Raw genomic sequence first — 4,378 nt, 5'->3', positions numbered from 1 at the left:
TCCTGGACGCCGTCGCCGTTCAGCGGATCGTAGGCGAAGTCGCTGAACGCGCTCGGGCCGGTGAAGAGCGTCGCCTTGGCCTCCTCGGTCGGCTCCACGGTGACCTCGGTGTACCGAGGCAGCCCGGTGCCGGCCGTGCGGAGGCTGGCTCAGCGGTAGTCGCCGCCGCCCAGGTCGTAGTCGTCCAGAGGAATCGCGTGGAACTCCTGGACGCCGTCGCCATTCAGCGGATCGTAGGCGAAGTCGCTGAAGGCGCTGGGACCCGTGAAGAGCGTCGCCTTGGCCTCCTCGGTGGGCTCGACCGCGATGTCCGTGTACCGCGGCAGACCGGTACCGGCCGGGATGAGCTTACCGATGATGACGTTCTCCTTGAGGCCCAGCAGCGGGTCGCTCTTCGCCTCCATGGCCGCCTGCGTGAGGACGCGGGTGGTCTCCTGGAAGGACGCGGCCGAGAGCCAGGACTCCGTGGCGAGCGACGCCTTGGTGATGCCCATGAGCTCGGGACGGCCGGAAGCCGGACGCTTGCCCTCGGACACCACACGCCGGTTCTCGTCGCGGTAGCGGCGGGACTCGGCGAGCTCGCCCGGGAGCAGATCAGTGTCGCCGGACTCGATGACCGTGACGCGACGCAGCATCTGCCGGACGATGACCTCCACGTGCTTGTCGTGGATGCCGATGCCCTGCGAGCGGTACACGCCCTGGACCTCGTCGACGAGGAACTTCTGCGCCTCGCGCGGGCCCTGGATGCGCAGGACCTGCTTCGGGTCGACCGGGCCGTTGACGAGCTTCTGCCCGACCTCGACGCGCTGGCCTTCCTCGACGAGCAGACGCGCCCGGCGGGACACCGGGTACGCGATCTCCTCCGTGCCGTCGTCCGGGGTCAGGACGATCCGCAGCTGCTTCTCCGTGTCCTCGATCGAGACGCGACCAGCGGCCTCGGAGATCGGGGCCACACCCTTGGGGGTGCGGGCCTCGAAGAGCTCCTGGATACGGGGAAGACCCTGAGTGATGTCCTCGCTGCCGGACGCCGAGACGGCGCCGCCGGTGTGGAACGTACGCATGGTCAGCTGGGTGCCGGGCTCGCCGATGGACTGCGCGGCGATTATGCCGACCGCCTCGCCGATGTCCACGAGCTTGCCGCTCGCGAGCGACCGGCCGTAGCACTTGGCGCAGGTACCAACCGCGGACTCGCAGGTCAGGACGGAGCGGACGCGGAGCTCGGTGATCCCCGCCTCCACGAGGCGGTTGATGAGCACGTCGCCCAGATCCGCGCCGCCCTCGGCGAGGACGTTGCCCTCGGAGTCGACGACGTCGACCGCCAGCGTGCGCGTGTAGACCGTGTTCTCCACGTTCTCGTCGCGGACAAGCTCACCGTTGTGGTCCGGGATCGCGATCGGGACGACGAGGCCGCGCTCGGTGCCGCAGTCCTCCTCGCGCACGATCACGTCCTGCGAGACATCCACGAGACGACGGGTGAGGTAGCCCGAGTTGGCCGTACGGAGAGCCGTATCGGCGAGACCCTTACGCGCACCGTGCGTGGCGATGAAGTATTCGAGCACCGACAGGCCCTCGCGGTACGAGGACTTGATCGGGCGCGGGATGATCTCGCCCTTCGGGTTGGCCACGAGGCCACGGATGCCGGCGATCTGGCGGACCTGCATCCAGTTGCCACGAGCACCGGAGGAGACCATGCGGTTGATGGTGTTCATCTTCGGCATGGACTCGCGCATGACGGCCGCGATCTCGGTCGTCGCCTTGTCCCAGATCTCGATGAGCTCGGAGCGGCGCTCCTCGTCATCGATCAGACCCTTGTCGTACTGGCTCTGGATCTTCGCCGCACGGTCCTCGTAGCCCGCCAGGATGGCCGGCTTGGCCTCGGGCACCGCGATGTCCGAGATGGCCACCGTGACGCCCGAACGGGTCGCCCAGTAGAAGCCTGCGTCCTTGAGGTTGTCGAGGGTCGCCGCGACGACGACCTTCGGGTAGCGCTCCGCGAGGTCGTTGACGATCTTCGAGAGCTGGCCCTTGTCGGCCACCGACTCGACCCACGGGTAGTCCGCAGGAAGCGTGTCGTTGAAGATCACCTGGCCGAGCGAGGTCTCGACGAGCGCGGGCTCACCGGGCTCCCAGCCCTCAGGGGCCGAGCGCTCGGCCGACGGCACGAAGCCTTCAAGCCGGATCTTCACCTGCGCGTTGAGGTGCAGCTCGCGGTTGTCGTACGCCATGACGGCCTCGGACACCGACGAGAACACCCGCCCCTCGCCAGCTGCGCCCTCACGCTTGGTGGTGAGGTGGTACAGGCCGATGATCATGTCCTGCGACGGCAGGGTCACCGGGCGGCCATCCGACGGCTTCAGGATGTTGTTCGAGGACAGCATCAGGATGCGGGCCTCGGCCTGGGCCTCCGGGCTCAGCGGAAGGTGCACAGCCATCTGGTCGCCGTCGAAGTCGGCGTTGAACGCCGCGCACACGAGCGGGTGGAGCTGGATGGCCTTGCCTTCGACGAGCTGCGGCTCGAACGCCTGGATGCCGAGGCGGTGGAGGGTAGGTGCACGGTTGAGCAGCACCGGGTGCTCGGTGATGATCTCCTCGAGCACGTCCCACACCTGCGGGCGGTAGCGCTCGACCATGCGCTTGGCGCTCTTGATGTTCTGCGCGTGGTTGAGGTCCACGAGCCGCTTCATGACGAACGGCTTGAAGAGCTCGAGCGCCATCTGCTTCGGCAGGCCGCACTGGTGCAGCTTGAGCTGCGGGCCGACGACGATGACCGAACGGCCCGAGTAGTCGACGCGCTTGCCGAGCAGGTTCTGGCGGAACCGGCCCTGCTTGCCCTTGAGCATGTCCGAGAGCGACTTCAGCGGACGGTTGCCGGGGCCCGTCACCGGGCGGCCGCGGCGGCCGTTGTCGAAGAGCGAGTCAACCGCTTCCTGAAGCATGCGCTTCTCGTTGTTCACGATGATCTCGGGCGCGCCGAGGTCGAGGAGCCGCTTGAGACGGTTGTTGCGGTTGATCACACGACGGTACAGGTCGTTGAGGTCGGAGGTCGCAAAGCGGCCACCGTCCAGCTGGACCATCGGGCGCAGCTCCGGCGGGATCACCGGGACGGCGTCGAGGACCATGCCCTGCGGCTTGTTGTCGGTGGTGAGGAACGCGCTGACGACCTTGAGGCGCTTGAGCGCACGGGTCTTCCGCTGGCCCTTGCCGTTCTGGATGATCTCGCGCAGCACTTCGGCCTCGGCCTCGAGGTCGAAGGACTGGAGGCGACGCTGGATCGCCTCGGCACCCATGGAGCCCTCGAAGTACATGCCGTAGCGGTCGCGGAGCTCGCGGTAGAGCGCCTCGTCGCCCTCGAGGTCGGCGACCTTGAGGTTCTTGAAGCGGTCCCACACGGCGTCAAGACGCTCGATGTCGGCATCCGCGCGCTTGCGGATGGTCGCCATCGTCTTGTCGGCAGAGTCGCGCGCCTTCTTCTTGTCCGCGGCCTTGGCACCCTCGGCCTCGAGCTTGGCGAGCTCCTCCTCGAGGTCACGGGCGACGGCGGCAATGTCCGAGTCGCGCGCGTCGACCAGCTGCTTCTTCTCGAGGTCGTGCTCGGCCTGGAGGTTGGGGAGCTGCTCGTGGCGGCGGGCCTCGTCCACGCTGGTGATCATGTACGCGGCGAAGTAGATGACCTTCTCAAGGTCCTTCGGGGCGAGGTCGAGCAGGTAGCCCAGACGCGACGGGACGCCCTTGAAGTACCAGATGTGGGTCACGGGAGCGGCGAGCTCGATGTGGCCCATCCGCTCGCGGCGCACCTTGGCGCGCGTGACCTCGACGCCACACCGCTCGCAGATGATGCCCTTGAAGCGGACGCGCTTGTACTTGCCGCAGTAGCACTCCCAGTCCCGCGACGGGCCGAAGATCTTCTCGCAGAAGAGGCCGTCCTTCTCGGGCTTGAGCGTGCGGTAGTTGATGGTTTCCGGCTTCTTGACCTCGCCGTGCGACCAGTTGCGGATGTCATCCGCGGTGGCGAGGCCGATCTGCATGAGGCCGAAGGAGGATTCGCTGGACAATATGGTCCCTGTTCTCTCGTTCTCTAAGTCGTTCGTTGCGCCGATACGTGAAGGACTAGACCTCTTCGACCGAGCTGGGCTCGTCGCGCGAGAGGTCGATGCCCAGTTCCTCGGCAGCGGTGAACACCGCGTCGTCGGAATCGCGCATCTCGATCGTCTGGCCGTCTGCGGAGAGGACCTCCACATTCAGGCACAGGGACTGCATTTCCTTGATGAGGACCTTGAAGGACTCGGGGACGCCCGGCTCGGGGATGTTCTCGCCCTTGACGATGGCCTCGTAGACCTTCACGCGTCCGTGGATGTCGTCGGACTTGATCGTGAGGAGC

At 66.9% G+C, this 4,378-nt stretch carries 2 protein-coding genes; both read right to left on the bottom strand.

What is annotated here, in order from left to right; translation table 11 throughout:
- Positions 1-149: 149 nt before the first annotated feature.
- Complete coding sequence (locus tag ACTHL9_RS15755) at positions 150-4,052, bottom strand: DNA-directed RNA polymerase subunit beta' (protein WP_440520229.1); 3,903 nt, start codon at positions 4,050-4,052, stop codon at positions 150-152.
- Positions 4,053-4,107: 55 nt separating this feature from the next.
- On the bottom strand, positions 4,108-4,378 hold a 271-nt coding region (locus ACTHL9_RS15750), incomplete at its 5' end, for a hypothetical protein (protein ID WP_440520228.1).

Source organism: Sinomonas sp., from assembly GCF_051955515.1.
GTDB lineage: Bacteria > Actinomycetota > Actinomycetes > Actinomycetales > Micrococcaceae > Sinomonas.
This window is presented reverse-complemented; position numbering and strand designations above follow the sequence as displayed.